Origin of the sequence: Rhizorhabdus sp. (assembly GCF_018006725.1) — a bacterium.
Lineage (GTDB): Bacteria > Pseudomonadota > Alphaproteobacteria > Sphingomonadales > Sphingomonadaceae > Rhizorhabdus.
Genome location: NZ_JAGMXV010000306.1, coordinates 1 through 4802 on the forward strand (window position 1 = coordinate 1; position 4802 = coordinate 4802).

General features: G+C 63.5%; 4 protein-coding genes. 1 reads left to right on the top strand and 3 read right to left on the bottom strand.

Going from position 1 to position 4802, the window contains the following annotated elements; all coding sequences use genetic code 11:
* From KAY22_RS24640 to KAY22_RS24650, 3 genes are all read right to left on the bottom strand, one after another.
* A partial coding sequence (locus KAY22_RS24640) for a TetR/AcrR family transcriptional regulator (RefSeq protein WP_296625768.1) occupies window positions 1-356 on the bottom strand: 356 nt, incomplete at its 3' end.
* A 36-nt stretch (window positions 357-392) separates the two neighbouring features.
* Complete coding sequence (locus KAY22_RS24645) at window positions 393-1523, bottom strand: thiolase family protein (RefSeq protein ID WP_296625769.1); 1131 nt, start codon at window positions 1521-1523, stop codon at window positions 393-395.
* A 41-nt stretch (window positions 1524-1564) separates the two neighbouring features.
* Window positions 1565-1957 (bottom strand): zinc ribbon domain-containing protein, encoded by a 393-nt coding sequence (locus KAY22_RS24650; RefSeq protein ID WP_296625770.1) that lies wholly within the window; start codon window positions 1955-1957, stop codon window positions 1565-1567.
* Window positions 1958-2348: 391 nt separating this feature from the next.
* Between KAY22_RS24650 and KAY22_RS24655 the strand changes: the two genes are divergently transcribed.
* Window positions 2349-4547: a TonB-dependent receptor gene (locus KAY22_RS24655; protein ID WP_296625771.1), complete on the top strand. Its 2199-nt coding sequence runs from the start codon at window positions 2349-2351 to the stop codon at window positions 4545-4547.
* The last annotated feature ends 255 nt before the right edge of the window (window positions 4548-4802 follow it).

The following is a 4802-nucleotide window of genomic DNA, read 5'->3' on the forward strand; positions in this document are numbered from 1 at the left end:
GCCACCAGCGCCGCCACATATTCGCGCGAGGCGCGCGTGCCGGCATCGCTGACGATGATCCGTTCGATGACGCCGTTGAGCGTGGTGCGCGGGAAGAAGAATTTCTGATGCTCGGCAAAGCTCTCGAAATGCTGGCGGATCGCCAAGGTGACCAGCCGCTCCTTGTTGCCGAACGCCTTGTAGACGGTCTGCGGCGCCACCTGCGCGCGCAGGCAGAGCTCGCGAATGCCGAAGCCCTCGTAGCCGCATTCCGAAACGAGCTGGCGCGCCTCCTCGAGGATGCGCCGACGGCGTTCGAAGATTCGCGGACTCGAATAGACCAGATTCTGGCTAAGCAGGCTCTCGTTCAACATCATCTCACTCTTCAAGAGCCGCCAAGCATCTCGTAACCCTCAGCCGGCGCGCAAGACGAATCCTGCATTCACCGGATTATTACCGTTAGTGACCAACGCCAATCGCGCATTTGACAATTGCCGCGTGCCCGCGGTCCCGCGCAGTTGGCGTGCGGCCTCGAGCACGTGCCCGAAACCTTGCACGCGGCCTTCGCCGAGGTTGCCGCCGTGAGTGCTCATCGGGATGCGGCCCTTGAACCTCAGCTTGCCCTCGGCAGCGTTCCACGAATCCTCGAGGAAGCCGCCGACTTCGCCGCGCACGCCGAAGGCTGCCTCGATCCACTCGAGCGCCAAGCTCGAGAAGCCGTCGTAAATATTCACGAGATCCATGTCGTCGATCGAATAGCCCGACATCTTCCACAGCCGCTCGATCAGCAGGCGATATGAGTGGTAGGTGTCGAACGGCTTGAAGAAGAAGTCGGAGCCGCCGGTGATGCCGTTGGCGAAGCCATCGACGATCACCGGGCGGTGCGGCAAGTCCGCCGCCCGCTCAGCGCTGGTGACGACCACCGCCATCGCGCCGTCGATCGGCATGTCCATGTCGAGCGCTGTCAGCGGCGGCAAGATCTGCGGCGCGGCGAGATATTGCTCCATCGACAGCGGCATGTCGCGGAACACCGCCTCTTCGTTCTCGCACGCCCAGTTACGGTTGTTGACGACGATCATGCCGAGATGCTCGCGGCGTGTGCCATAGTCGTGCATGTGCCGGCGCATCGCGGCGAACATGCCGTTCGGAACTCCTACCGGCTCCACCAGCGGCATTGAAAGACCGGGATCGAAGGCCCCGCGCGGCGCCTTGCGAAGCGGATCTTTGCGCGCGGCCGACGAGACCGTGTCCCACCGGAACTTGGCGTGATAGCAGACGGCATATTCGCAGGCGCCGGATGCGACCGCCGTCACGCCTTCCATCAACGTGTTTCCCGACGGCGGCGCGGAGCAGCTTGACCAAACAATATCGCGAAGCCCGAGGCTTTCAGCAACATAGCCCGGCCAGACCGTCGGCTGGTCGGTGCTGTAGATGCCGGCCAGGCCGTTGATCACTGAACGATCGACGCCCGAGTCATGGATCGCCGCGCGGACGGCGTCGCAGGCCAGCGCGCCGACCGAGCGGCCCGCATCGCGCGACAGCACCGAAGTCCCGACGCCGACGATGGCGACTTTCCCGGCGTTGCTCACAGGCGGGCTCCCTGGCGGAAGATCGGCAGGAAGGTGTCGCCCGCTTCTGCCCAGTCGAGCGTTAGCTCGGAACCGATAGCGACGGTTTCGCTGGTTGCGCCCTCGATTCGTGCAACGATGAACAGGCGCTCCTGCTCTTCGAGCTCGGCCCAACCCACGACGGCAGGCGGTCCGCCGGGTTCGGTGGGCTGGACGAGGTAACTGTACAGCGTCGCCCTGCCCGATGGCTCTTCGAGCTTAATGTCGTCGGACCAGCAGCCCGGGCAGCACGCGCGTGGGGGATGAATCCAATGCGCACACTGCTGGCACCGCGTGATCCTCAGCGCCTTTTCAGCAAGTCCCTGCCAATAGGGTGCCGTGTCGTGATCCATACGTGAGGGGAAGGTCATTGATAGGGTCCACTCGACTGCATGCCTGGCCGGAACAGCTCCGGACAGACAGAGGGATGATTCTTGCGACACTCCCGCGGCCGCGGGCCGTGCCGTCAATTCTTGCGACTCACTATGAATACGGTGTGCAAAATCTGCAACACCGTAGGGCTTTCGATCGCATGTTTTGCGGTATTTCCCTCTGTGCCTCCGTCAAATGATCATCAACACGTCGCCAGAACCTGTATCGCGTTCTACATTTCAATTGACACATTCTAGTGATGGTGTCCTTATCCCATTAGCAACCGGGACAAACCCGGAATGACATGGGGAGGTGAGCCAACATGGCCTCGACAAGCGCGATCAAGACGCTCGCGACACTCCCCGGTTCTTTCGAACAGGGGAGACGGGCGTGAACAGCAAACATCTCAAGATCGCGTTGATCACCAGCTGCTTCGCTGGGGCGAGCGGGGCGCTCGCGCAGACGACGGCTCCGGCCGAAGCACCGGCCACGGCGGCGGCCGAGGAGGACGTATCCGAGGAGATCATCGTCACCGCGCAGCGCCGCGCGCAGCGCTACGTCGATGTCCCGACCTCGGTTTCGGTCACGACCGGGGACCAGCTGGCCGCCGCAGGCGCCAACGGCTCGCGCGATCTCGACCTATTGACCCCGGGTCTTAACATCACCCAGCAGGGCACTTACGTGCAGCCGACGATCCGCGGTGTCGGCACCACGGTTACGGGCACGGGCGCCGATCCGAACATCGCGATCTACGTCGATGGCGTCTACCTGTCGGGCCAGGGCACCGCGCTGTTCGAGTTCAACAACATCGCCCAGATCGAAGTGCTCAAGGGTCCGCAGGGCACTCTCTACGGGCGCAACGCCACTGGCGGCGCGATCGTTGTCAGCACCAAGCAGCCTTCGTTGGGTGAGGCCTCGGGAGACCTCGAGCTAAGCTACGGCCGCTTCGATGACTTCCGCGCGACCGGTCATGTCAACGTGCCGGTCAGCGAGACGGTGGCGTTCAACCTCTCCGCGTACAATCACACGAACGAGGGCTACACCAACAACGTCTTCCTCAACGAGAAGTCGTCCTACACCAAGTCGCGCGGCATCCGCGGTCGCCTGCTTTTCGAGCCGAGCGACGGCTTCCGCGCGATCCTGTCGGGCACGCGCATCTACCAGTCGGACAACACCGCCTATTCCTATCTGCCGGTGAACAACAACACGCCGTTCCGCACCACGCAGGCCGCCGCCCTCGGGCGCGCCGGCGCGAAGTCGGACATCTCGCTCAACATCGAGCCGATCAACAAGCTCTACTACACCACCGCGAACCTCAATGCGGAATGGTCTGGCGACTGGGGCACCGTGACCTCGATCTCGAGCTACACCCACACCAAATATCCGTTCACCACCGACCTCGACGGCACCGAGGCCAACGTCCAGCATTTCTCGGCCTCGCCGCAGACGCAGGAGACCGAGACGCAGGAGTTCATCTACGCCTCTCCGGAAGGCGAGCGCTTCAGCTGGATCGCCGGGCTCTTCTACCTGCACGACTATTCGCACACTAAGGTAACGGTGTTCGTGAATGGCGTCGCGCCGCCCGCGCCGCCGTTCCAGCCGGACACCTTCGTCAAGGCCGATGCCTATGCCGCTTACGGCGAAGGCACCTTCGACATCACGCCTGAGCTGCACCTCACCCTCGGCGGCCGGTATAGCCAGGAGCGCAAGCGCGCGCGTAACACCAACGGCGTCGGCGGCGCGCTGATGCTCGATGCCTCGGAGACCTTCAAGGACTTCACGCCGCGCGCCGCGCTGCGTTACGATCTGTCGGCGAGCTCGAGCGCCTATGTGAGCTACAGCGAGGGCTTCAAGAGCGGCCTGTTCGACGCCGGCAACACCGGCACCTGCGTGCTCGCGACGCCGGCGACCTGCCCGTTCGCCGGCACCGTCGTGGAGCCGGAGAAGGTCCGCTCGTACGAGGCGGGCTACAAATATAGCGAAGGCGGTCTGCTGTTCTCGACCGCGGCCTTCTACAGCCGCTACGAGAACATCCAGATCAACGCGCTCAATGCCCTCAACAACCAGATCCTGTTCAACGCCGCCGAGGCCGAGATCTACGGTGCGGATGTCGAGCTGGGCTGGCAAGCAACGGATAATTTCGACGTTCGCGCCGGAGCGGCCTACACCAATGGGGAGTATGTCCGCTTCCCAAGCGCCCAGCTCTTCACGCCGCGTCCAACTGGAGGCAACCTGCAAGTCACAGGCGATGCCAGCGGCAACGACCTGATCCGCACGCCCGAGTTCACTGCTTTCGGGTCGGCGACTTACACCCAGGATGTCGGCGCCGGTGAAATCGAAGCCAACGCCACGGTTTCATACAGCAGCTCCTTCTACTGGCATCCCGACAACCGCCTGAAGCAGCCGTCGTTCGCGATCGTCAATGCGCGGCTGTCGTACATGCCGACCGAGAATCTCAGGTTCTCGATCTTCGGCGACAACCTGACCAACCGCCGCACGCAGCTCTATGTCCGTGAGGCAGCGATCGGCGACTTCATCTCGTACAGCAAGCCGCGGTCCTGGGGTGTCTCGGGCTCGGTCAGCTTCTAACGCTTCGGCGTAAATCCCCACTGCGGGCCGGACGTCCTACGCCCGGCCCGCTTTCTTTTTGGGCACACGCCGATAAAGCTCGCTGCCGCGCGAGGGCGGCGTAGGCTCCGCCGGCCGTCTATTCGTTCTGATAATAGGGCATGCTGATCTTGCCCTTGCGGGGGTCGGCGCCGGCCATCCCGAAGGTGAACGGATGCATCCCGTCGGGATCGGTCGCGACGGTGATGCACGCCGGCAGGCCTGAGTTCAGCGCCC